The organism is Frankia sp. CcI49 (assembly GCF_001983215.1).
GTDB lineage: Bacteria > Actinomycetota > Actinomycetes > Frankiales > Frankiaceae > Parafrankia > Parafrankia irregularis.
The window spans coordinates 42,502-65,934 of sequence record NZ_MOWP01000027.1; the positions used below are offsets into that span (position 1 = coordinate 42,502).

The 23,433-nt window shown below is 71.0% G+C and carries 22 protein-coding genes; 9 read left to right on the forward strand and 13 right to left on the reverse strand.

The window, feature by feature from the left end; all coding sequences use genetic code 11:
• Nucleotides 1–1,260, forward strand: a complete 1,260-nt coding sequence (locus CcI49_RS23835) for a glycosyltransferase family 4 protein (protein WP_054565206.1) — start codon at nucleotides 1–3, stop codon at nucleotides 1,258–1,260.
• A gap of 55 nt (nucleotides 1,261–1,315) precedes the next feature.
• Here the strand turns inward: CcI49_RS23835 and CcI49_RS23840 are convergent, their stop codons facing one another.
• The 3 genes from CcI49_RS23840 to CcI49_RS23850 form a co-directional block, all read right to left on the reverse strand.
• Entirely contained in the window at nucleotides 1,316–2,134 is an 819-nt protein-coding gene (locus tag CcI49_RS23840) for a sterol desaturase family protein (protein WP_235497708.1), read from the reverse strand.
• A gap of 9 nt (nucleotides 2,135–2,143) precedes the next feature.
• Complete coding sequence (glpX, locus tag CcI49_RS23845) at nucleotides 2,144–3,169, reverse strand: class II fructose-bisphosphatase (protein ID WP_198955614.1); 1,026 nt, start codon at nucleotides 3,167–3,169, stop codon at nucleotides 2,144–2,146.
• A gap of 529 nt (nucleotides 3,170–3,698) precedes the next feature.
• A complete protein-coding gene (locus CcI49_RS23850; protein WP_076829482.1) occupies nucleotides 3,699–4,292 on the reverse strand; it encodes a DUF4245 domain-containing protein in 594 nt (197 codons plus the stop codon).
• 337 nt (nucleotides 4,293–4,629) lie between these two features.
• On the opposite strand from CcI49_RS23850, the gene CcI49_RS23855 reads away from it, so the two are divergent.
• A complete protein-coding gene (locus tag CcI49_RS23855; RefSeq protein ID WP_347280138.1) occupies nucleotides 4,630–5,196 on the forward strand; it encodes a Uma2 family endonuclease in 567 nt (188 codons plus the stop codon).
• Nucleotides 5,197–5,290: 94 nt separating this feature from the next.
• Here the strand turns inward: CcI49_RS23855 and CcI49_RS23860 are convergent, their stop codons facing one another.
• A complete protein-coding gene (locus tag CcI49_RS23860) occupies nucleotides 5,291–5,575 on the reverse strand; it encodes an exodeoxyribonuclease VII small subunit (RefSeq protein ID WP_076829791.1) in 285 nt (94 codons plus the stop codon).
• On the reverse strand, nucleotides 5,568–6,950 hold the full coding sequence (gene xseA, locus CcI49_RS23865; protein ID WP_076829485.1) for an exodeoxyribonuclease VII large subunit: 1,383 nt from the start codon (nucleotides 6,948–6,950) through the stop codon (nucleotides 5,568–5,570). The genes CcI49_RS23860 and xseA overlap by 8 nt, the downstream gene beginning before the upstream one ends.
• A 121-nt stretch (nucleotides 6,951–7,071) precedes the next feature.
• Here xseA and CcI49_RS23870 point away from each other — a divergent pair, with 121 nt between their 5' ends.
• From CcI49_RS23870 to sthA, 3 genes are all read left to right on the forward strand, one after another.
• Nucleotides 7,072–8,031 (forward strand): 4-hydroxy-3-methylbut-2-enyl diphosphate reductase, encoded by a 960-nt coding sequence (locus CcI49_RS23870; protein WP_054565210.1) that lies wholly within the window; start codon nucleotides 7,072–7,074, stop codon nucleotides 8,029–8,031.
• Between the two features lie 505 nt (nucleotides 8,032–8,536).
• On the forward strand, nucleotides 8,537–9,928 hold the full coding sequence (locus CcI49_RS23875; RefSeq protein ID WP_076829794.1) for a class II fumarate hydratase: 1,392 nt from the start codon (nucleotides 8,537–8,539) through the stop codon (nucleotides 9,926–9,928).
• A gap of 571 nt (nucleotides 9,929–10,499) precedes the next feature.
• Nucleotides 10,500–11,912 (forward strand): Si-specific NAD(P)(+) transhydrogenase, encoded by a 1,413-nt coding sequence (gene sthA, locus CcI49_RS23880; protein WP_054565496.1) that lies wholly within the window; start codon nucleotides 10,500–10,502, stop codon nucleotides 11,910–11,912.
• Between the two features lie 27 nt (nucleotides 11,913–11,939).
• On the opposite strand, the gene CcI49_RS23885 is transcribed toward sthA, so the two are convergent.
• Nucleotides 11,940–13,037 carry a DUF3616 domain-containing protein gene (locus CcI49_RS23885; RefSeq protein WP_054565211.1) on the reverse strand — a complete coding sequence of 366 codons (1,098 nt, stop codon included), beginning with the start codon at nucleotides 13,035–13,037 and terminating at the stop codon, nucleotides 11,940–11,942.
• A gap of 10 nt (nucleotides 13,038–13,047) precedes the next feature.
• The gene (locus CcI49_RS23890; protein ID WP_235497709.1) at nucleotides 13,048–13,596 is read right to left on the reverse strand and encodes an NUDIX domain-containing protein; all 549 of its coding nucleotides are present in this window, start codon (nucleotides 13,594–13,596) and stop codon (nucleotides 13,048–13,050) included.
• Between the two features lie 430 nt (nucleotides 13,597–14,026).
• Between CcI49_RS23890 and CcI49_RS23895 the strand changes: the two genes are divergently transcribed.
• Nucleotides 14,027–14,665: a hypothetical protein gene (locus tag CcI49_RS23895; protein ID WP_054565213.1), complete on the forward strand. Its 639-nt coding sequence runs from the start codon at nucleotides 14,027–14,029 to the stop codon at nucleotides 14,663–14,665.
• Between the two features lie 81 nt (nucleotides 14,666–14,746).
• Here the strand turns inward: CcI49_RS23895 and CcI49_RS23900 are convergent, their stop codons facing one another.
• Nucleotides 14,747–15,493 (reverse strand): nucleoside monophosphate kinase, encoded by a 747-nt coding sequence (locus CcI49_RS23900; protein WP_054565214.1) that lies wholly within the window; start codon nucleotides 15,491–15,493, stop codon nucleotides 14,747–14,749.
• A gap of 456 nt (nucleotides 15,494–15,949) precedes the next feature.
• Here CcI49_RS23900 and CcI49_RS23905 point away from each other — a divergent pair, with 456 nt between their 5' ends.
• A complete protein-coding gene (locus CcI49_RS23905) occupies nucleotides 15,950–17,401 on the forward strand; it encodes a hypothetical protein (RefSeq protein ID WP_054565215.1) in 1,452 nt (483 codons plus the stop codon).
• A gap of 12 nt (nucleotides 17,402–17,413) precedes the next feature.
• Here CcI49_RS23905 and CcI49_RS23910 read toward each other — a convergent pair whose 3' ends face one another.
• Both CcI49_RS23910 and CcI49_RS23915 read right to left on the reverse strand, forming a co-directional pair.
• Entirely contained in the window at nucleotides 17,414–18,154 is a 741-nt protein-coding gene (locus CcI49_RS23910) for a maleylpyruvate isomerase N-terminal domain-containing protein (protein ID WP_054565216.1), read from the reverse strand.
• A 42-nt stretch (nucleotides 18,155–18,196) separates the two neighbouring features.
• Nucleotides 18,197–18,811, reverse strand: coding sequence for a hypothetical protein (locus CcI49_RS23915; protein WP_054565217.1), 615 nt, complete (start codon nucleotides 18,809–18,811; stop codon nucleotides 18,197–18,199).
• 198 nt (nucleotides 18,812–19,009) lie between these two features.
• Between CcI49_RS23915 and radC the strand changes: the two genes are divergently transcribed.
• On the forward strand, nucleotides 19,010–19,681 hold the full coding sequence (gene radC, locus CcI49_RS23920) for a DNA repair protein RadC (protein ID WP_054565497.1): 672 nt from the start codon (nucleotides 19,010–19,012) through the stop codon (nucleotides 19,679–19,681).
• A 48-nt stretch (nucleotides 19,682–19,729) separates the two neighbouring features.
• Nucleotides 19,730–20,176, forward strand: coding sequence for an HIT family protein (locus tag CcI49_RS23925; protein WP_076829487.1), 447 nt, complete (start codon nucleotides 19,730–19,732; stop codon nucleotides 20,174–20,176).
• Nucleotides 20,177–20,334: 158 nt separating this feature from the next.
• On the opposite strand, the gene CcI49_RS23930 is transcribed toward CcI49_RS23925, so the two are convergent.
• From CcI49_RS23930 to CcI49_RS23940, 3 genes are all read right to left on the reverse strand, one after another.
• Nucleotides 20,335–20,709 carry a hypothetical protein gene (locus CcI49_RS23930; RefSeq protein WP_241840208.1) on the reverse strand — a complete coding sequence of 125 codons (375 nt, stop codon included), beginning with the start codon at nucleotides 20,707–20,709 and terminating at the stop codon, nucleotides 20,335–20,337.
• A 187-nt stretch (nucleotides 20,710–20,896) separates the two neighbouring features.
• Nucleotides 20,897–21,586 carry a peptide-methionine (S)-S-oxide reductase MsrA gene (gene msrA / locus CcI49_RS23935; protein ID WP_076829491.1) on the reverse strand — a complete coding sequence of 230 codons (690 nt, stop codon included), beginning with the start codon at nucleotides 21,584–21,586 and terminating at the stop codon, nucleotides 20,897–20,899.
• A gap of 183 nt (nucleotides 21,587–21,769) precedes the next feature.
• Nucleotides 21,770–23,062, reverse strand: a complete 1,293-nt coding sequence (locus CcI49_RS23940) for a PhoH family protein (RefSeq protein WP_006539887.1) — start codon at nucleotides 23,060–23,062, stop codon at nucleotides 21,770–21,772.
• Nucleotides 23,063–23,433: the final 371 nt, after the last annotated feature.

Sequence of the window (23,433 nt, forward strand, 5' to 3'; positions counted from 1 at the left end):
GTGGACAAGCAGCCGGTCACGCGGGTCCTCGTCATCGAGCAGGGGGCGGGGCTCTGGGAATCCCAGCGTTTCGTCCTTCGAATGGCGCCGTTGCTGGAGCGGCGCGGCGTCGAGCAGATCCTGGCCACTCCGCCCGGCAGCCCGGCCGCGGCCGCCTGGCAGGCCGCGGGTCGGGAACACGCCACGCTTCCGGGGCCATTGAGCCGAACTCTGCGCCATCCGGACCGACCCCGCGACCGCGCTCTGACCGCCCGGGAGACCGGGCGGACCGTGGCCACCGCTGCCCGCGCCGCACAGCTCGCGCGGCGCCTCGACGTTGACGTCCTGCAGGCCAACAGCCACTGGTCCCACCTGGCCGCCGTCCTGGCTGCGGCCGCGTGCCGACGACCGGCCCTTCTCGTCCTCCATGAGGAGAACGACCCGGATCTGGTCGGTCGGCTACGAGGGGCGGTGGTGCGCGCCGCCGCCGGGTCCGTGGCGGTCAGCGACGCGGTCGCGTCCTCCCTGCCACCCTGGGCGGCCGGGAGGACTGTGGTCGTCCGCAGCGGTGTCGACACCGACCGGCTGCGCCCCGGTCCGGTGGACCCCGCGGTGCGGGCGAGCCTGTCCACCGACCCGACGGCGCCGTTGGTCCTGGTCGTGTCCCGGCTCGACCAGCGTTCGGGAATCAACGCGGTGATCCGCGCCGTGGCCGCGCTCCCCCAGCACCTGGCGTCGACCCGGCTGGCTGTCGCGGGCGCGCCCAGCACGGATCCGAGTTCACCGACCTCGCCTCGGCGGCTGGGTGCTGAGCTGCTCGACGGCCGTGTGGTCTTTCTGGGGCCCCGGACCGACGTCGGCGACCTGCTGCGGGCCAGTGACGTCCTGGTTCTCACGTCCAGCCTCGAAGGGCTTCCGCGCTGTGTGCTGGAGGCGCAGGCCTGCGGACGGCCCGTGGTCTGCTTCCCGTCAACGGGAGTGCCGGAGATCGTGACCGACCAGGCCACCGGGCTGATCGCCCGCCCGGACGACATCGCCGACCTCAGCGACAAGATCGCCCAGGTGCTCGACAACGGCACGCTCGCCGACCTGCTACGAGCCCGGGCCCGAGCCAACGTCGTCGCCCAGCACACCCTCGCCGCCCAGGCCGACTCGCTGACCGGGATTCTCGTCGGCCTCACCAGCCAGGCCGGTTTCCGGCACCGACGCCCGCGCGGCCACAGCCGCGCCTCAGCGCCACGACGTCAAAACCGCCACCAGCCCGCGGCGGGACTGCAGTAGCAGCAGCCAGGCAATTCGTGATCGGCGGGTGAGACGAGCCGGTCGAGGAGCCAGGTCAGGCCGGCCGGGCGAGGCTGTGCAGGGGCACCGGGGCGGGCCGCGGTGCACGGCGTGCGGCGCCGCGGCTGATGGCGCCGGTCGCCGTCGGCGAGACGGGAACCTCGTCGCGCCCCGGTGCCGTCCCCAGGACCAGGTCGGCGACCGGGCTCGTCACGCCGAGCCAGTACCCCTCGTTGCGGTAGTGGTGCAGGCGATGCCCGCGCCACACCCGCCGGTAGTAGCGGCTCGACGGCCGGATCGAGGTGTGGATCAGGAAATGCGTCCAGTCGTAGGCCAACGCGCCGAGGCCCAGGCAGACCGCCACCGTCCCGGCGGTCGGCGGGGCCAGCGCCGCGACCGCCACCGCCGCTGCCGCGCCGGCCGTCACCTCCCGCGGACGCAGGAACATCGTGTCCAGGTTGGCGGGGTCACGGTGATGCTGCTCGTGGCCGTAGCCGGCCAACTGGTAGCCGATCGAACCCAGCGCCCCGCCCGGCCGGGCGTGCAGCAGGCACCGATGAACCGCCCACTCGACGAACGGCTGCGCGCCCAGGCAGGCCGCCGCGGTGACGGCATCGCGCCGGCGCAGCGGGCCGCGCACGTACCTGACCGCCGCGACGGCGCCGACGGCACCCAGCAGCACCGGTGGGCGTGGATGCGCCAGGAACCGCCGCAGCGCCTCGGGCAACGTCGTCACGTCGGCCGCGCTCCCGTGCGGGCCGGGACGGTCGAGACGGGTCACCGCGCGGCGCACCGCGGCGGCGCCGGGTACACCGGGTAGCCGCCGGCCCGCCGCCGCGGGCGGGACGAACCGGGCGAGTGCCAGCTCAGCCATGGCGACTCATCAGAACGGAACGGTCGAGTAGGCCTGCAGCTTGGTCAGCTGGTGCTGGCTGTCGACCCGCCGGATGGTGCCGGAGCGGGACCGCATGACCAGCGACGAGGTGCTCGCGCCACCCGGGCGGTAGCGCACACCCGCGAGCAGCTCGCCGTCAGTGATTCCGGTCGCCACGAAGAAGACGTTCTCGCTGCTGACCAGGTCACGGGTGTGCAGGACCCGGCCCGGGTCGTGGCCGGCGGCGACGACCTTCGCCCGTTCGGCGTCGTCCCGCGGCCACAGGCGGCCCTGGATCACGCCCCCGACACACGTCACCGCGCAGGCCGCGATGATCCCCTCCGGGGTGCCGCCGATCCCCAGCAGCAGGTCGACGCCGGTGTCCTCGGTGGCGGCCATGACCGCGCCGGCCACGTCACCATCCGAGATGAGCTTCACCCGGGCGCCCGCTGCCCGGATCTTGTCCACGAGTTCGGTGTGCCGCGGGCGGTCGAGCACCACGACCGTCACGTCGCGCGGCAGGATGCCCTTCGCCTTCGCGACCGCGCGAATGTTGTCCTCCACCGGGGCATCGATGTCGACGACGCTGGCCGCCTCCGGCCCGGTGACGAGCTTCTCCATGTAGAAGCAGGCGCTGGCGTCGTACATCGAGCCGCGCTCGCTGACCGCCATCACCGAAACCGCGTTGTTCATGCCCTTGGAGGTCAGGGTCGTGCCGTCCACCGGGTCGACGGCGACATCACATTCCGGCCCCTCGCCGGAACCCACCTCCTCGCCGTTGTACAGCATGGGGGCCTCGTCCTTCTCCCCCTCGCCGATCACGACGACGCCGCGCATCGACACCGTCCCGACGAGCCGGCGCATGGCGTCGACAGCGGCCTGGTCGGCGCCGTTCTTGTCACCGCGCCCGACCCAGCGGGCAGCGGCCAGCGCGGCGGCCTCGGTCACCCGGACCAGCTCCAGTGCCAGGTTTCGGTCTGGCGCCTGGCCTTCGACGGCGAGGGATACAGGTACGGAAGCGGTCTCGGCAGCCACGTGATGGAGCGTAGTTCGCCGCCGCCCCGCGTGCCGCCGAGAGTTGCCTGGCTCCCATCACCACCGACGGCACGTCACCGTCACGCTCCGGTGCGGCACCCTGGTCAGCCGGACGGGTCCGGCCCGCTCAGAGGCCCGACGCCAGTGGCACGGCCCATCCATGGATCTTGGTCGGCCGCCCCGGCAAGGGATCACAGAGCGGCGACGGAGCCGCCAGAAAAAATCTTCGGAGGCCGCGCAACCTTCGGTGGACGACCCGCGTCAAACAGGTTGATACGGGTGGCCGTCACGCGGAGGGGGCGTGACGGCCACCCGCGGTCGTTTCTGGTCAATCCGCGTTTCGGGTGTGCCCCCGGAGCCGCGTGGGCCGCGGGCCGCGGGGGGGCGCCGCGGCCCACGCCGGGTTGCGGCAGGCACCGGGCCACCCGCAGAGGCACAGCGCCACCGGCACGCGCCAGGCCACGTCAGTCACTGGCCACGTCAGTCACCGGCTGCGGCAGTCACCGGCTGCGGCAGACGCCCCGGTGGGTCAGGCCGCGCCCGAGACCGCGTTGACGTCGATCGGGCGCAGCGCGGCGGCGACGGTCGCCAGATCGGCCTGTTCCGCCCCACCTGGGCCGCCGCCGTCGTCGACGATCGACGTCACGCCGCCGGTGTCAACCCGGGTCAGCGCCAGGTGGCCGTCACTGTCACGCCGTTCGTCCCAGGTCTGGCCGGCGACGTCCACCGAGCCCGTGATGGGGCGGTCGCCGAGGATGGCCTGCACCGCGTCGGGGGCGTTGCTCTGCAGGAACCGAGCGAAGGTCCGGTCATCCGGCCGGTCCACGACATAGCCGATGGTGATCCGGGTGTTGTCCCCATCACTGGTTCCGCCGGAGGGCAGCGTCACCCGGACGGTGGTGGGCTTGAAGACCTCCGGCAGACCCGCCGGCGCCGAGGCAGGGTACGGCGCCTGGCGCGCGTACGCGCTGAGCGTGGCCTCGATGTCCTCGACCACGGCGACGTCGGGTTCGTCGTCGCCGTGCGGCATCACGAAGACGAAGAAGACGGCGACCCCCGCCAGCACCACCGCGAGCGACAGCACCATGTCCCGAATTGTTTCCTGACCGCGTTGACGCGCCACGCCCTCAATCTTCCAGTTCCGACCGCCGGACCGGCGCGACCAGAGCTGACCGCGCCGGGGGCCGTCACCTGCAACCCCGCCACCTGACCCTACGGCCCGACCCGCCCCTGCCACCTCCGCCGGATCCACCCAACGTGTTACAGCCGGCACCGCCCCGGAGCCGCCACACGAGAACTCGCGCCGGCGCGCTCCGCGCGACCGCACGGAGGTCACGGTCGGAGAGGGTCACATCACCCGGAGGCACCCGACTGGCACGCTACGCTTGCACTGGGGAATCGGGTCTGGATCCAGATCAGCCGGGGTCAGATCAGCCGGGGTCAAGTCACGGAGGTGCGTCGTGACCGCAGAGAGCGTCCCGCCCGCCTGGATGCACCAGCAGATCACCGCTGAGCTGTACGACTCGCTTTCCGAGGAGCAGGCCCAGGGCATCGAGATCGTGGACGGGATGGTCGTCATGGTCCCGAGCGCGTCCCTCCAGCACAACCGGCTCGYCAAGAAGGTGGCTGTCGCGTTGGAGGCCGCCGGGGCGCCTGAGTGGTTCGCCGATCTCGACTTCGATGTTCGGCTTCACGACGTGCCGCTCACCGTCCGCCGGCCCGACATCGTCGTGTACCGAGCGAGCGCGGTCGGTGCCGCGCCGATGCGCCCGGAGCACATCCTGCTGGTGGGTGAGGTCGTGTCGCCGGGCTCGGAAACCACCGACCGCGTCTTCAAGCCGGAGCAGTACGCAGGGGCCGGCATCCCGTTCTACTGGCGGATCGAGCAGTCCGCGGCCGGTGTCCCACTCGTCCACACCTACCTGCTCGATCCGGCCGCGCGGACCTACCGGGTTGGCGATGTTCACGCGGGCGTGGTCGAAGCCGCCGCGCCCTTCCCCGTGAAGATCGACCTCACCCAGCCGTAGCAGCAGCATGGCCACCCAGTTCGAGTTCTGACGAGCGGCACCGTCTGACGAGCGGAACCGGGAGGTCAGGCGGCTCCGGCCCTCGCCGGGGCCTTCACGCCGGCCCGAGCGGGTTCGCCGCGAGTCGGGACCGGGCGCCGTCCAGCAGGCGCTGACACAGCGACGCGAGCTCCTCGCCGCGCTCCCAGAGTGTCAGCGACTCCTCCAACGAGCACCCGCCGGCCTCCAGCCTGCGGACCACTTCCTCCAGCTCCGCGCGCGCCGCCTCGTAGGTGACCTCGGAACCACCGTCGTGCGACGCACGCGCGGTGGGCCGGCCGGCGCCGGGCTGACCGGCATCGGCCGCGCCCGCTGTCGGCGTCGGTTCAAGATCAGTCATCGTGGTCTCCATGTCCCTGCCCCGTGCCGGCGGATCCCCCGCTGGTTGTCTGGGTACTCACACCGCCTACGCCGACCACGCGCGCCCGCGTGGCCTCCGCGTCATCCACAGCGGCGGCATCCGGATCGACGTCATCCACAGTGGCGGGTGCGGCGGCGACGGCCGGTGTGGCGGCCACGCTGGCGGCGAAGGTACCGCCCGCGACCCTGACCACCAGCCGCTCGCCGCCGGTCACCTCGGCCGGTGACCGGACGACGAGGCCGTCGGCCCGCTGGACCAGGGCGTAGCCGCGGTCCAGCGTCGCGGCCGGCGACAGCGCGCGCATCCGGGCCGCGGCGTGTGCCAGGTCACGCTCGGCGACCTCCACCGCGTGCAGAACGCAGCGTCGCGACCGCGAGCGCAGGGTTTCGACTGCCTGCTCCCGGTGCTCGATCTCGCGCAGCGGCRCCGCCAGCACGGGACGACCCCGCAGGTCGGCGAGGCGGCGGGCCTCGATGTCGAGCCGGTGGGTGAGAACGCGGCGGGCCCGCCCACGCAGCGCGTCCACTCCGGCGGCCTGCTCGACGACGTCGGGGACCACCCGCTTGGCCGCGTCCGTCGGGGTGGAGGCCCGGACATCGGCCACGAAGTCGAGCAGAGGTGTGTCCTGCTCGTGTCCGATTGCCGACACCACCGGTGTCCGGGCCGCGACAACGGCACGAAGGAGGGCCTCGTCCGAGAACGGTAGAAGATCTTCCAGGGAGCCGCCGCCGCGGGCGATGACGATCACCTCGACGGCGCCGTCGGCGTCCAGTTCGGCCAGTGCGTCGATGATCTGGCTCACCGCCAGCGGCCCCTGGACGGCCACCTCGCGTAGCTCGATGCGCACGGCCGGCCACCGGCGGCGCGCGTTCTCGACGACGTCCCGCTCGGCCGCGGATGCACGGCCGGTAATCAGCCCGACGACTCCGGGCAGGAACGGCGGCCGCTTCTTGCGGCTCGCCGCGAACAGCCCCTCGGCCGCCAGCGTCGCCTTCAGCCGCTCCAGCCGGGCCAGCAGGGCGCCCGCACCGAGTGGCCGAATCTCCGTGACCGCAAGGGCCAACGTGCCCCTACCCGCATGGAAGGACGGCTTGGCCCACACCACGACCCGGGCACCGTCGACCAGCCCCGGACCGACCGCGTCGCACACCGCGCGGGGGCAGGTGACCCGCAGGGAGACGTCCGCCACGGAGTCACGCAGAGTCATGAAAACGGTCCCCATGCCGGGCCGGCGGGAGATCTCCGTGACCTGACCTTCAACCCAGACCCGCCCCAACCGGGAGATCCAGTCACCCATCGCCCGGGAGATCGTCCGCACCGGGAGCGGTTCGTCGGGCGTCGACGTCAGGGCCATCCACGCACCGTACGACCCACCGGGCCGGCAAGGTCATCATGGCTCGGACGATGTTCGCATCCGGTGATGCTCCGCTCGGCGGCCCTTGGCGCCGAGCGGCACCCGCGTAGACTGCTGCGACATGGGGCGGGTCCTGTTGGCCAAGCCGCGCGGCTACTGCGCGGGTGTCGATCGCGCGGTCCAGACCGTCGAGAAGGCACTCGATCTGTACGGGTCGCCGGTGTATGTACGCAAGCAGATCGTGCACAACGCCCACGTCGTCAAGACGCTGGAAGCTAAGGGCGCGATCTTCGTTGAAGAGACCGACGAGGTGCCGGTAGGCGCCACGGTGGTGTTCTCGGCGCACGGCGTGGCACCGACGGTCCACGAGGAGGCAGCCTCGCGTCAGCTCCGCACCATCGACGCGACGTGCCCCCTTGTCACCAAGGTGCACTCCGAGGCTCGCCGGTTCGCCAAGGAGGATCTTGACATCCTCCTGATCGGTCATGAGGGCCACGAGGAGGTGGTGGGCACCACTGGCCAGGCGCCGGACCGCATTCATCTCGTGGACGGTCCGGAGGACGCGGCTGCGGTGAAGGTCCGGGACCCGAAGCGGGTCGCGTTCCTCTCGCAGACGACACTGTCCGTCGACGAGACCATGACCACGGTGAACGCTCTGCGCGAGCGCTTCCCGCATCTGCAGGGTCCACCGAACTCCGACATCTGCTATGCCACCCAGAACCGTCAGGTGGCAGTCAAGGAGATCGCCGAGAAGGTCGACCTCCTGATCGTCGTCGGCTCGCCGAACTCGTCGAACTCGGTCCGGCTCGTCGAGGTCGCCCTGGACGCGGGGGCACCGAAGTCCTTCCTGGTGGACGACTCCACCGAGGTGGACGAGAGCTGGCTCGACGACGTCGAGACGGTCGGGGTGACGAGCGGGGCGTCGGTGCCCGAGGAGCTGGTCACGGGCGTCATGGCGTGGCTGGCGGAGCGCGGGTTCAACGACGTCGAGGAGGTCACCTCCGCCGACGAGCACCTGCTGTTCGCTCTCCCGCCGGAGCTCCGGCGGGACATCCGGGCCAAGGAGCGGGCCGCGGGCTGAGGCCCGCAGTAACCCGAAGCCCACACGGGCCGAGGGATATCCCGAACCGGCGCTCGGAGCATCGGTTCGAAACTTCGCGCCGGGTTCGGCGCGACCGCACAAGTCGTTGCGGTCGCGCCGAACCCGGCGCCTCTCTTTTGCGGGCCCGACGCCCACGAACGTGCCACCAGTCCCACCGGCGCGGCCGGCGCGGCACGCTGCACCGCCGGGCATGACCACGCTGCGCCGCCGGGTGTGGCGGGGCACCGTCCGGCCTGCCCAGCGCCCCGTACGGCGGGTGTGACGAGCATCCGCCATGACCTCGGCCCCGGCGACGGAAGCTCCTCATGTCCTAGGGTCGGCAGTGAGCCTTCTCCATCTCACGGTCCACGGCCGGGGGCTGCCGCAGGTACGGGTCGACGACGGAAAAGGCTCAGTAGCTGGCCAGCGCCGCGGATGTCCTTCGCGGGTGGTCGCGCCGGCGACCGGCCAGGTCAATGTTGACGACATCTCGGGAGATCGGCGCATGAGCGAGCAGGAATACCGCATCGAGCACGACAGCATGGGTGACGTGCGGGTGCCGGCCTCGGCGAAATGGCGTGCGCAGACGCAGCGGGCAGTCGAGAACTTCCCCGTCTCCGGCCAGCGGATCTCCCGCGCCCACATCGCGGCGCTCGCCCGGATCAAGGCGGCGGCCGCGACCGTGAACGCCAAGCTCGGAGTACTCGACGGCGACGTGGCCGCGGCGATCGCCGAAGCCGCCGGCGAGGTGGCCCGCGGTGACTGGGACGACCAGTTCCCGCTCGACGTCTTCCAGACCGGCAGCGGCACCTCCTCCAACATGAACACCAACGAGGTGCTGGCGTCACTGGCCTCGGACCGGCTCGGGCGGCCCGTCCACCCGAACGACCACGTGAACGCCTCGCAGTCGTCCAACGACGTCTTCCCGTCGTCGATCCACGTGGCAGCCACGCAGGGCATCGTGCACGAGCTGATTCCCGCGCTCGACCACCTCGCGGTCTCGCTGGAGCGCAAGGCGGAGGCGTTCGCCGGCGTGGTCAAGTCCGGGCGCACCCACCTGATGGACGCGACGCCGGTGACCCTCGGCCAGGAGTTCGGCGGCTACGCGGCGGCGGTCCGCCTCGGCATCGAGCGGCTGAACGCCGCGCTGCCCCGGGTCGGCGAGCTCCCACTGGGCGGCACCGCGGTCGGCACCGGAATCAACACGCCGCCCGGCTTCTCCGCCGCGGTCATCGCGGAGCTCGCGGCGACGACGGGGCTGCCGCTGACCGAGGCCCGTAACCACTTCGAGGCGCAGGCCTCGCGGGACGGGCTCGTCGAGGCGTCCGGTGTGCTGCGGGTGATCGCGATCTCGCTTTACAAGATCTCGAACGACCTGCGCTGGGCCTCCTCGGGCCCGCGGGCCGGGCTGGGCGAGATCCGGCTGCCCGACCTGCAGCCCGGTTCGTCGATCATGCCGGGCAAGGTCAACCCGGTCATCCCGGAGGCGGTCTGCCAGGTGGTCGCGCAGGTCGTCGGCAACGACGCCGCGGTGGCCTTCGGCGGCTCGGCAGGCAACTTCGAGCTGAACGTGATGCTGCCGGTCATCGCGCGCAACGTGCTGGAGTCGATCCACATCCTGTCGACGATCAGCCGGCTGTTCGCGGACCGGTGCATCGACGGCATCGCGGCGGACGAGGAGCGCTGCCGGCGGTACGCCGAGTCCTCGCCGTCGATCGTGACGCCGCTGAACAAGTACATCGGCTACGAGGAGGCCGCGAAGGTCGCCAAGCAGTCCCTGGCGGAGGAGAAGACCATCCGCGAGGTCGTGCTGGAGCGCGGCTACATCCAGGCGGGCAAGCTGACCGAGGCCGAACTCGACGCGGCCCTCGACGTGCTGTCGATGACGCACCCGTGACGCATCCGTAACCGGGTTCGGGTGGACCCGGCTCCCTGGACCACCAGGCGAGCCGGGTCCCTCATGCCGTACCCGCCCCCCTGACGGTTCGGCACCCCGCCGCGGAAGCCGTGGAAGACCCCCCAGCCAGCCTCCACGACTCCCGCGACCCCCTGCGACAGGTCCAACGAGGCACCGGAACTTTCGTTACGGCCCCCGCGTCAGGAATTTTCCACGGGGCATCGCAGCCCGGTGGGCCGCCGCCGCTGCAGGTGCGCAGGCCGGCTGCCCCGCAGCCGCAGCCGCAGCCGTGGCCGTGGCCGTGGCCGTGGCCGTGGCAGCCGCAGCCGTAGCTGCCGCGCAGCCGGGAGCCAGCAGCCGGGGCACTCACCCGGGTGGGCACCGGCGGACCAACCGCATCCACCTTGTGGCTGTATGTGTCCATCGACACGGACGTCCGACCCGGCGTCGCAGATGTGACGATGCGAGGAAGTGACCGGGAAAAAGACGTAACAACACCGAGTAGTGGGTGTTCCCGGTCGATCTGGCGGATAGCCTCGGCGTGACACGATAAATGACAGGGGGAAACGACGTGCATGAGGTCGATGTCCTTGTCATCGGTTCCGGGCCCGGCGGGCAGAAGGCCGCCATCGCCGCGGCCAAGCTCGGGCGCAGCGTCGCGGTCGTCGACAAGCGGGACATGATCGGCGGCGTCTGCATCAACACGGGCACCATCCCGTCCAAGACCCTGCGCGAAGCGGTCATGTACCTGACCGGGCTGGCTCAGCGCGAGGTGTACGGGCAGAGCTACCGACTCAAGGACGAGATCACCGTCTCGGACCTCTCCGCGCGGACGCAGCATGTGATCGGCCGTGAGATCGATGTGATCCGCAGCCAGCTCACCCGCAACCGGGTCCAGGTCCTCTCGGGTCTCGCGACCTTCATCGACCCCCACACCGTCAGCGTCCGCAGCCCGGGCGGGGTCGAGGAGCGGCAGGTCCGCGCAACGAAGATCATCATTGCGACCGGGACGAGGCCGGCGCGGCCCGACTCGGTCGACTTCGACGGCCGCACGGTCGTCGACAGCGACCAGATCCTCGATCTCGACCGCATTCCCGGCTCGATGGTCGTGGTCGGCGCAGGTGTGATCGGCATCGAGTACGCCTCGATGTTCGCCGCCCTGGGCACCAAGGTCACGGTGGTCGAGCGGCGCGACCGGATGCTCGACTTCTGCGACCTTGAGATCATCGAGGCGCTGAAGTACCAGCTGCGTGATCTCGCGGTGACCTTTCGGTTCCGGGAATCCGTGGTGTCCGTCGAGCGCCACAACGGCGGCACGCTCACCCTGCTGGAAAGCGGCAAGAAGATCCCGGCCGACACGGTCATGTACTCCGCCGGCCGGCAGGGCCTCACCGAGGTTCTCCAGCTGCGCAACGCCGGGCTCTCCGCGGACAACCGCGGCCGCATCCTGGTCGGCCCGGACTTCCGGACCGAGGTCGACCACATCTACGCGGTCGGTGACGTCATCGGCTTCCCGGCCCTGGCGGCGACGTCCATGGAGCAGGGCCGGCTCGCCGCCTACGCGGCCTGCGGCGAGCCGACCACCGGGATGCGGGCCGAGCTGATGCCGATCGGCATCTACACGATCCCCGAGATCTCCTACGTGGGGAGCACCGAGGACGAGCTGACCGAACGTGCGGTGCCGTTCGAGGTGGGCATCGCCCGATACCGCGAGCTCGCCCGCGGCGCGATCCTCGGCGACTCCTACGGGATGCTGAAGCTCCTGGTCAGCCCGGAGGACGGCCGGCTGCTTGGGATCCACGTGTTCGGTACGCACGCCACCGAGCTGGTCCACATCGGGCAGGCCGTGATGGGGTGCGGCGGGACGGTCAACTACCTCGTCGACACCGTGTTCAACTACCCGACCCTCGCGGAGTCGTACAAGGTCGCGGCGCTCGACGCGATGAACAAGATGCGGGCGGTGGCTCGCATCTCGGGGCGGTAGCCGGCCCGTCGGCCGCCTGCCGCCGGTTCAGCGGCAGGCGGCCGGGAGCGGAAGGATGTCCGCGAGGATCTCGTGGCGGTGCTGTCTGCGGTGCGCGGCGGGGCTGTCGTAGACGACGAGCACGGCATGCCGCCCGAAGCCGGCGGGATCCGGCATCAGCGTGATGCCCTCGGCGTGGTCCACACCGTCGCCGTAGGGGACGTCGAGCACCTTCTCGATCGCCCCGTCACGCACCACGACGGACGTCTCGGCCCGCGCGGCGCCGCGCCAGGCGTGGATCCGGACGGGGCCGTCGAGGTCCATCGTCGGGCCGGCCAGGAGCAGGAGATCCTCGCCGTCCGCCATCAGGTCGCGCACACCGAGGCCGCCGAGGTCGAGGAAATGCTTGCGATAGACGGCACCGTCGTCGAACGGGGCGAGCACCAGGTTCTGGCCGTCGGCCCCGGCGGCCCTCAGCTCCAGGACGACCGCCCAGCCGCGCAGCACCGGACCCCGCAGCCCCAGGTAGATCCGCTCGCCGACGACGGCAAGGCCTTCGATGTCCAGGCCGTTGTCCTTGCTCGGGATCCGTAGGAAGGGGCCCAGGTGCGGGTCCTCCCGCAGCTCGCGGGTGAGCCGGGTGCTCTTGCTCAGGCCCAGGGCGGCCGCGGTCAGCATCTCGCCGGGGTGGGCCGGGTCCGGCGCCGATGCGACCAGCACCGGCCCGTCCGGTGTACTCATGACCGGAATTCGTCCGACGATATGACGGTTGCCGTTGTTGCTGATCTTGGCGAGCCGGGCGAGGGCGGCTTCGGTAGCGTGGTCCGCCCGTACTCTCTTGCGGGTTCTGGCATGCGATCCGGTGAACCACAGGTACCCGCCGGCGAGATCCAGGCCCTCGATGTCGATCTCCGGCACGACACCGTCCTCGTCGGCCGGCTCGGGCAGCGGCAGGAAGTCGCCGACCGGGAAGCTCACGTGCTCCTCGAAGGCATCGCCGGCCGCGGCGAGGGTGACGCGCTCGATCGTCACGGTCTCGTCGCCGCCGAGCCACAGGTGCCGCCCGTCGGAGCGCACCGTTGACAGCGACTCCGCAATGTCGATCACCAGGTGATCGTCGACGAATCGGATCGGAATCGTGTCCACTGAGCCTCCGTCAGACGCGGGAGCGGGCCGCCTCCGACCTGAGTTTGTCACCCAGCTTGCCTCGCACGTCGGCGATGCTCACCCACCGCCGGGAGCTCTGCCGGGAGGCGGGCTGTTCCAGAGCTCCGTCGGCGGCACGCAGCAGGAATGTGGCCTCGTAGTGAACATGTTCCGGCTCGTCCCGGGTCGGCACCGCATCGACGGGGTGCGGCGTGACATCGACCGGCAGCACGCTTGCCGGGATCAGCCCGTTCGCCTCGACCTCGGCCTGGGCCGCCAGGTGGCGCAGCGCGGCGCCGAGCAGCGACTGGTCCGCCCCGTCGACGTGACCACCGGGCAGCTTCCAGGACCTCCCGCCGGCTCTGGTGTGCAGCACCCGGCCGTCGGCGGAGACGAGGGCCACGCTGCAGGTCACATGGGCCGGGGTGGTGGTGGCAGTGACGATCGGCGGCCCGTGCAACGCCAGCACGATCAAGGAGCGCAGCAGGTCACGCTCCTGCGGATTCGCCTCGATGTACTTCAGAGCCATACCGATCACCGCGTTGTTCGTGACCGTCACAAAAGGAACGTACAGCCACAAGACACCCCGGATGACGGCGCATCGCCGGGGCGCACCCGCGGATCCGTCCACGCGTAGCCGCCGCCACCACGCGTCAACAATGAGCGCACATCAGGACATATCAGAGCAAAAAGCGATGACCGACCGGCCTGCCGATCAGTGACCCTTTTCCATTTCCGCGGCCCACGGTCAGGGGCGCCACAGATCCAGTCGGCGACGGAAGGGGCGCGGCCCCGACCGCGCGCCCCCCGATGCCGCCGATGCCGACCGGAGGCCACTGAATGCCGTGAGTGGTCGCATTGGTGACAGGCCGGGAGAAGCCACGACGATGCCCCGTTAGGGTGTCCTTCGGCCGATCTTGTGCACAGCGGGCCGCGCCGACAGGTCGCGGCCAACACCACGTGCCGATCGTGAGAGGGGGCGACCGGGCATGCACCACTTCACCCGCACCCGGGTCCGGCGAGTCGTCGGGCCCGTGGACGGCGATGGATCGGGCGACCGGACCACGGAGCGGGGCCGCCGCGGCACCCGGCTGCTCGCCGCGGGAGCTGCCGCTGCCGCCGCCGTCGCGCTCGCCGGCTGTGGCGGCGGCGACGGCCTCGACGACCTACCCACTCCGTCGGTGCCGGCCTCGCTGCCCGACGGCGCGCCGTCCGGCCTGCCCACGGCCCTGCCGACCGGCCTGGCCTCGCTGCTGCCGTCCGGCATCCCGACGGGAGTCCCGACGTCGCTGCCCGGCGTCGGGACCGTGGACACCGCGACCGGGGCGGACGCGCTGAAGGGCACGAACGTCCCGCCGGGCTTCCCGGTCCCGCCCAAGGCCACGGTCGAGGTCGGGGCCACCGCCGGCAGCCACTCCACTGTGACGATGCGGGGCGTGGACCAGGACGAGGTCCGCACGTTCTACCGCCAGGCACTGCCGGCCGCCGGTTATGAGATCACCTCGGACACCGAGGTCCGTGGCATCGCCAACACGATGGCTTTCAAGGGGCATGGGGTGACCGGCACCATCGCGGCCGCCTCTCTCGGCTCCGCGAACACGATCACTGTTCTCTTCGAGAAGCAGTAACCGAACCAGCCGACCGGCCGACTGGCCGCGACCAGCCGGCCGCGACCTGCCGATCTGGCCACCGCGCGGCCGGCTGGCGGATCAGCTGGCCGATCGGTCAGCCGCGGCCGGCTGGTCACCCGGCTGGCCGTTCATCCGGTCCACGGGTGGCCCGGCGGCCCGGCCCGTGGGCCGGGTGGCGAGGGCTCGAGGTGACGGCAGGTCGAAGTGCTCACGGATCTCCGCCTGCACCTCCAGCACCGATCGCCGGGCATCCACGACGGCGACATGCTCCTTGCGCTGGAAGATGTCCATCACCGGCCGGGTCTTCGCGTGGTACTCCGAGAGCCGGACGGCCAACGCCTCCGGGTTGTCGTCGGAGCGGGTCACCAGCGCTCCCCCGCAGACGTCACAGGTGTCCTCGACCTGCGGGCGGCTCGCGATCAGGTTGTAGTCGAGCCCGCACCGTGAGCACAGCCGGCGCGCCAGCACCCGGCGAACGACCTCCTCGTCGGGGAGGTCGAGGTAGATGACCCCGTCTATGTCGTAGCTCTCCAGGAAGAACTCGGCCTGCCGGGCGTTGCGCGGAAAGCCGTCGATGATGAACCCGTAGTTCCAGTCATGCTCGGTCAGTCGCGCCCGGACCACCGACTCGACGAGGTCGTCGCCCACCAGGTGCCCGCTGGCCACGATCCGCCTGACCTGCGCACCGATCTTCGTATGGTGCTGCACGTTCCAGCGGAAGACATCGCCGACGCTGATGTGCACCAGGTCGAGCTCGTCCGCCATCAGCTTCGCCTGGGTGCCCTTGCCGCTTCCCTGGACACCCATGATCACAAACTTGCGCACGGTGCCTCCCAGCGTGCTCGACGGCGCTGTCCCCAGGCACGCACCCCTGGAGGAATGATGCCGGACGCGCTTGCGCGACCGCGTGATCGGCGGGCACGTTCGGTTGGGTATCCGGCCGCCCGGCGACGCGACGTCCGCCACCCTCCCAGCGGCTGCCGCCGGCCGCCATCGGCGCACGCCATCACCGGGGGCCGGGGGTACCCGGATGGCCGCCCCCACCCAGGTGCCCCCGGGGGTGACAGGCCGATGACATCGGCCTGACTACTGGGAGTGCGCGGGACCGTACCGCGTAACGGTGCCTACCAGGACGACAGCTCCCATCGTGGGGAGCCGGCTGCGACCGAGGGCAACGTACCCGTCAGGATGGAGGCGCGCGGGATTGCGCGACGATTCGGGACGAGTGGGACATGGCCGCGGCCGCGGTGGGGACTCCCGGATCACACGGAGGGGAATCGGGTGTCTGGGCAACTTCGCCGGCTGTTCGGTGGCGGCCTGGCCGTCGCCATGCTTGCCGTCACATTCGCGGCCTGCGGTTCCGACGACAAGGACGCCGCCCCGCCGGCCGAGGTCGTGCTTGAACGCGCAGCCGAGACGACCGTCCCGTTCAGCGTCGCGACCGCCGGCGAGGTCGTGCTGGATATCACCACCGAGGCGCCCGGGGTCTCCTGGGGAACCGTCGGCTCCGAGTCCGCGGTCGTCTCCATGTTCGTGGACGGCAACTACACGACGGACCTGGTGATCCCCGCATCGTTCGCGATCAGGCGCAGTCTGGCGCTGGGCAGTCTCACCGCCGGTGAGCACGCACTGCGCCTGCAGTTCGCCGCGGACCGCTCGCCCCAGGGCTCCACCCAGGCCAAGCTGTCCAAGTTCGCCTTCCGGACGATCACCCCCGGTGACTCCCACTACGCCGCGGCCCGCAACGCCCCGGTGCTGTACGGGCGCACGACACCGAACCCGGCGCTGCTCGCGGGCACACCCGCGACCGGCCCCTACCAGAACGCGCTGACCGACTCGCCGCTCGTCGCCTTCTACTCGGCGGCGGAGACAGCGATCTCCGGGCACCGGCTGCTGACCTACTCCATGATCTGGAGCAATGAGGACGGCGGGACGTCGACGCCCGCGCTGATGGCCCAGTGGGGACGCACCACGGACATCGAGTGGACCTACCGGGTCGAGGTCGACGCCGCGGGCAACGCCGTGCCCGGCAGTGCGACCGTGCAGGGCCCCGACCACGTGGACACGCCGTTCACGGGCAAGGTCGAGGGCACCCATCCGGTGCTGCAGACCTGCACGCTGAACAACAACATCTGCAACCAGACGGACGGGCAGATGCGGTTCTCCCTCGCCGTCGGCGACCCGCTCGACCCGGTCAACCAGGCCCGCGAACACGTCATGGACGAGAACCCGTGGACGTACTGGGTGATGGCCCAGGAGGTCAACCGCGAGGGCAAGGTCACCGAGGCGCCCGAGGCGTCGTCCACCGAGCAGATCGCCGACCCGCGCACCTACCTGTACCTGGTTCTCCGTAAGACCACCAGCAAGCCGAACACCGACAACGCCTGGATCGGGGTCTCGGTCGGGGTGCGGCTGTCCGGCAACCCGACCACCTTCCGGTCGAACCAGGTGTACCCCGCGTGGTCCCTTGAGCAGGACTCTCCCGCCCAGACCGCGATCGCGCTCCCGCCGGGAACGGTCGCCGAGGACATCGCCTCCATCCAGGCGACCCGGGTCGTCGGCAAGGGCTACGACACCGGTGCCAGCGTCCAGATCGACTCCATCGAGCAGGCGTTCTTCCTCGACCCGGACGGGCTGCCGCAGGAGTCCTTCCTGTTCACTCCGGCGAAGGCGACCCTGACCGCGGGATCCCCGACCGCCACGCTGTTCCGCCGTACGGGCGGCGCCTCCTGACGCCGGGCGTCCCTATCGCCCGCACTGCAGCGCACGCAGCAGGTCGGCCTCGCCGAAGGCGGTGAGGCCGCCGCCGCGTGGACCGGGATCGGCCGGATCGAGCCGGCCCCACAGCGCGAGCAGGACGGGCCCGGCAGGTCCGCGCAGCGCCGCGTCACCCTTCGCATGCTCGGTCGTCACCGCCGCGGCCGGGCCGGCGAACCGCACCAGCCACTCACCGGGGATGTCGGTGAGGTGGACGTGGGCCGTGCCCTCGCCAGGGGGCGAGATCCCGACCACCCGGGCCGCCGGCAACAGCAACGTCAGCACCTCGTCGACCGCGTCCGCGGCCTGCTCGGGCACGAACTCGGGAGGCTCACCGAAGGCGCTGGCCGCGTCCCAGGCGTGCACGAGGGTCTCGTTGGCCAGCCGGCGCGGCCAGAAGGAGGCGAGACCGGGGGTGATGTGGGCGGTGAACGTCCAGGCCGGCGTGGCCGGATCGACGTCCCGCATGGCGGCCAGGACGTCCGCGACGGCCTTGCGGTAGTAGGCCGTGAGCTCGGTGTCGTCTCGTGGCGGCGCCGGCACCCGCTCGGGTTCCGCGGTCGTGCCCCGTGGGAGGTGCCTCGCGGTGACGGTGTACAGCCTGCTGACATGGGAAACCAGCCGGCGGCAGTCCCAGCCGGGGCAGCCGGGGACGGCGGCGTTCAGATCACGCAGCGCCGAGTCGAGCAGGGCGTCCGCATGGGATTCCAGCCTCGCCAGGTAATCCATTGCACGGAGTCTCGCAGCATCCGCCGCCGCAGTCGCGGACTGTCACCCGCCCGAGGCCGGCTGGACAGTCTGCGCGGGCTGCCCCAGGTCGGCCGCGAGCCTGGTCCAGGTGCCGTCCGCGGTGTCGAGCGCCGCGGTCGTCCGCCCCAGCAGGGAGGTGACCGACTCCTTCGTGCCGTCGAACAGGTTGCCGCAGACCGCCGCCGCGCTGGTGTAGGCGGCGGCGCCATCCGACCAGGCCTGGTGCGCGGCCTGGGCGGGCGCGGCCGTCACCGCCGCCGCCCGCTGTGCCGCCTCCCCGAGGGTGACGCACGCCGGCTGCAACGAAAGCCCGTCGTTGGCAGTGATGAAGGCCCGGACGTCCGTGGCCGCCCTGGCGATGGCGGCACGTTCGGTGGCCGTCGACTCGTACCAGGCATCGAGCTCGGCACTGACGTCGACGGTCGGCGGTGCCGCCGCGCCGGTTTCGGCACCGACGCTGGTCTCATCGCCGACCAGGAGCCAGACCGCGACGACGGCGACGACGCCGATCGCGGCGAGCACCGTCAGGCCGGTTCTCCGCTCCTGGCGGCTGAGCTGGTCCCACGTCCGGAAATCGCTACCGCGTGTGCGGTAGCCGATACCACTTGCATGGAGGTCGTAACTACGGCGAGCCAACTTTTTCTCCCACGCGCCGAGGTGTGCAGGCACAAGACAGACGCGCAGGCAGCCGCGGACGTTGCGGACCCCTCGAAGCGCCCGACCGCGAAGCCTGTCGTACCCAACCCCTACCGTAGTCGCACACAGGAACAACGCGGGCACCAGTACACACACGGAACACCGGGCGAGAACACACCGGAAACGGGGGAAGTGAACATGCGGTTGAAGGACCTCCCCGTCCATGAAAGGCCACGTGAACGGGTGCTTGCGCGCGGCGTCGAGGCGTTGGCCGATCGTGAGCTGCTCGCGATCCTCCTGGGCTCCGGCACTCCCGGAAGCGATGCCGTGGAGCTCGCCGCCCGGCTCATCGCCCGGCACGGCGGCCTCCACGACCTGTCCCGGGCCGACCCGCAGGAGCTGACCTGCCAGCCGGGGGTCGGGCCGGCCAAAGCGGCGCGGATCTGCGCCGCCTTCCACCTCGGCCAGCGGGCCCGCGCACCGGGCGGGGCGGTGGCGGCGGTAGGCAGCACCGCCGCCCTGGCCGCCGCGGCGGCACCGCTGCTGCGCGGTCTGCGCGGCGAGCGCGTCGTCGTGGTCGTGTGCGACGGCAACGGCGCGGTGCTGCGGGCCAGCCCGCTCAGCCAGGGGACGTCCACGGCCAGTGCGCTGAGTGTCCGTGAGCTGCTCACGCAGGTGCTGCGCTGCGGCGGCTCCGCCTTCGGCCTGGCCCACAACCACCCGGGCGGCAACCCGGAGCCGAGCCTCGCCGACCGCCAGGTGACCCACCGGATCCAGGAGGCAGCCGAGGTGCTCGGCCTGCGATTCCTCGACCATGTGATCATCACGGACGAGACCTGGCGCCGGGTCGAGCCCACCGCCGGGTCATGAGGCGCATCCGGCCGCGCGCCGGAAGATCACCAGTTGGGAGGTCCGCGCGTGGCTCACGACCACTGCGTGTTCTGCGCGATCACGCGGGGCGAGGTTGAGGCAAGCCTGGTTTACGAGGACGACGACATCGTGGCCTTCACCGACCACGCGCCCGTGACTCCAGGCCACCTTCTGGTCGTACCACGCAGGCACGCCACCGGGCTGGAGGACCTGACCGATGAGGACGGCGCCCGGGTGTGGAGGGTCGCACACCTCCTAGGACGGGCATTGCGCCGTTCCCCACTGCGCTGCGAAGGCGTCAACTTCTTCCTCGCCGACGGCGAGGCCGCCTTTCAGGAGGTGTTCCACGTGCACCTCCATGTCTTTCCGCGCTTCGCCGGCGACACCTTCCGGATAAGTGCCGACTGGCGGATCCGCCCACGGGCGGAGCTCGACGACTCCGCGGCCGCCGTCCGCGCCGGCCTGGCCGCACTGGCACCCAAGCGGTACCCCTGAGTAACTGAGCGTAGGCCGGGCCGGCGCCCGGGCAGGGCCAGCCCCGGCCGGCCAGCACCTGAGGTGAGCCTGGCCTGCCCGGCCGGCAGGCTCGATGCGGGTTACCGAACCGCCGTATCCGACCACGCGGATACGGCGGCCCCCGCGACTGCCTCGGGTCAGGACAGCTTGATCCAGTAGCTGCCACACACCCGCAGATAAGGAACGCTCTTGACGACCTGGCGGACCTTTCCGAGCCAGATCTCGGTTGTGGTCACCGTCTTGTACAGCGCCGAGATCGGCGCCGTTCCCGTGACCAGGAGCCCGTTCGCACGGAACTGACCGCGGTAGACGCCGTCGAACCAGAAGTTCACGTTGGTCACACCACCGACGATCACTCCGCGGAACTGTGCGGAGTGCCGACGGTCGACCCCCAGGTAGCTGGCGGTCGAAGATACGGGCAACTGGCGATCCGTGCAGGTGGTGGTGGCCGCCGCCGCGGTCCCCTGCCCGAAGCCAAGGGTCGCCACGACCGCCGCGACGACAAGCGCCATTGCCGCCACCCGCGTGGGCAGCTGTCGAACAACAAACATTGAGTTTCCCCCTGCGCACGCCGCTTTCGAGACCCATCCCCCGATGGGTCCATTCGGCCTGCTCGCGCAGAGAGTACCAATACGGACAGTCAGCCCCTCGGCGCACCAGCATGTCGACGCCGACGAAGACCGTCGGCGCCGGACGCAGTCAGCGCTGGTCGGCCAGTGATTCCGTCGGGCCGGTGGACGCGACGCCTACCGGGCAGGACAGGCCGGTGCCGCCGAGGCCGCAGTAGCCGTGCGGGTTCTTGCTGCCCGAGAGGTACTGCTGGTGGTACTCCTCGGCGTAGTAGAACGGCCCGGCCGGGGCGATCTCGGTGGTGATCTGCGGGTAGCCGGCGGCGTCGAGCACACGCTGGAAGGCGTCCCTGCTGGCGAGCGCGGCGGCGGCCTGCTCGTCGCTGGTCGTGTAGATCGCCGAACGGTACTGGGTGCCCACGTCGTTGCCCTGGCGCATGCCCTGCGTCGGGTCGTGGCTCTCCCAGAACACACGCAGCAACTCGTCGTAGCCGACCTTCGCCGGGTCGTAGACGACGAGCACCGCCTCCGTGTGACCGGTGAGCCCGGAGCAGGTCTCCTCGTAGGTCGGGTTCGGCGTGTGGCCGCCCGCGTAGCCGACCGCGGTCGTGTGCACACCGGGGACCTGCCAGAACTTCCGCTCGGCACCCCAGAAACAGCCGAGCCCGAACACCGCCGTCTGCAGGCCCGCGGGGAAGGGGCCGAGCAGGGACGTCCCGAGAACGGTGTGGCGGCCAGGGTTGGTGAGGATCGGTGCGGCGCGGCCGGGCAGCGCCTGCTCGGCCGTCGGGATGGTCGTCTTGTGGCGACCGAAGAACATCACGAACCACCTCCGTGCTTCCACCCACACAACCACGGCGACGCGTCAGTAGTTCCCGCCGGAGCGCTCCCGGTGGGTGCCGAGGTCCGGCCTCGTCGCCTGCCACTACCAGCGACGAGGCCATCGCGGTGCGCCGTTCGCGCGGTTAGGCCAAACTGGGCAAGTTCGGCCGTTCTGGTCGACTCAGAGGACGAGGTCCTCAAGCATGGTCGTCACCAGCGCGGCGATCGGCGAGCGCTCGGAACGGGTGAGGGTGACGTGCGCGAACAGGGGGTGGCCCTTGAGCGTCTCGATCACCGAGGCGACTCCGTCGTGCCGACCCACCCGCAGGTTGTCACGTTGCGCGACGTCGTGGGTGAGCACGACCCGCGAGCCCTGGCCGAGCCGGGACAGCACGGTCAGCAGCACGCCGCGCTCCAGCGACTGGGCCTCGTCCACGATGACGAAGGCGTCGTGCAGCGAGCGGCCGCGGATGTGCGTGAGCGGGAGGACCTCCAGCATGCCCCGGTCGACGATCTCCTCGATGACCTCGGGCGACACGAGCGCGCCGAGAGTGTCGAAGACGGCCTGCGCCCAGGGCGCCATCTTCTCGTTCTCGCTGCCGGGCAGGTAGCCGAGATCCTGGCCGCCGACGGCGTAGAGCGGGCGGAAGACGACGACCCGGCGGTGCAGGCGGCGTTCCATGACCGCCTCCAGGCCGGCGCAAAGCGCCAGCGCGGACTTGCCCGTTCCGGCCCGGCCCCCCAGGGAGACGATGCCGACCTCGTTGTCGAGCAGGAGGTCGAGGGCGACCCGCTGCTCGGCGGAACGGCCGTGCAGGCCGAAGGCGTCCCGATCACCGCGCACGATCTGGATGGACTTGTCGGCGGTGACCCGGCCGAGCGCGGAGGCGCTCCCGCCCGTCGTGGTCAGCACCAGCCCGGTGTGGCAGGGCAGGTCGGCCGCCTCGGGGATCTCCACCAGCTCCTTGGCGTAGAGCCGGTCCAGATCGTCCTGGCTGACCATGAGCTCCGCCATCCCGCTCCAGCCACTGTCCACCGGCGACAGCGCCTGGTACTCCTCGGCGGCGAGCCCGACAACGGACGCCTTCACCCGCAGCGGGAGATCCTTCGTGACCAGCACGACGTCGGCGCCTTCGCCGGCGAGGTTGAGGGCCACGGAGAGGATCCGGGAGTCGTTGTCGTCCACGCGGAACCCCGGTGGAAGCACGGACGAGTCGGTGTGGTTAAGTTCGACCCGTAGTGTTCCCCCGGATTCCAACGGCAGCGGCTGATCCAGCCGGCCGTGCCGGATCCGGAGGTCGTCCAGGATGCGCAGAGCCTCCCGGGCGAACCAACCCAGCTCCGGGTGGTTCCGCTTGGCTTCCAGCTCCCCTATGACGACAAGGGGGAGCACGACATTGTGCTCCGCGAACCGCAGCAGCGCGCCAGGATCAGAGAGCAGCACGCTTGTGTCGACGACATGCGTTCGTGGCACACGCCCACCCGCCTACTCGGAGGTATCCGGGACCGGGCCCCCTGGCAGAGGCCGGGTACCGGCCTCCTGGCGTTGTCGCATTTGCGGCACCGAGGGGCCTCCCGAGTGGCCGACCCGATGCCGGCCACGACTTGAGACGCTAGGGCTCTCACGTTAGCCGTCACCCCGCAAGATGGCGACCAACTTCTTACAACACGCTTCGCTTGTCTTTGTGTGCCCTTCGTGGTCTATGCTCGGCGATGGCCGGGTACTAGTCACCTTCTGCGGCTAATCTCACGGTACGAAACCGACTGGTTCTTCTCAGATGCGGTAGTCGCGAGGATCCGGGCGTCACTCTCCGGTGAGATTCCTGCCACCCCGCAACCGGGAAC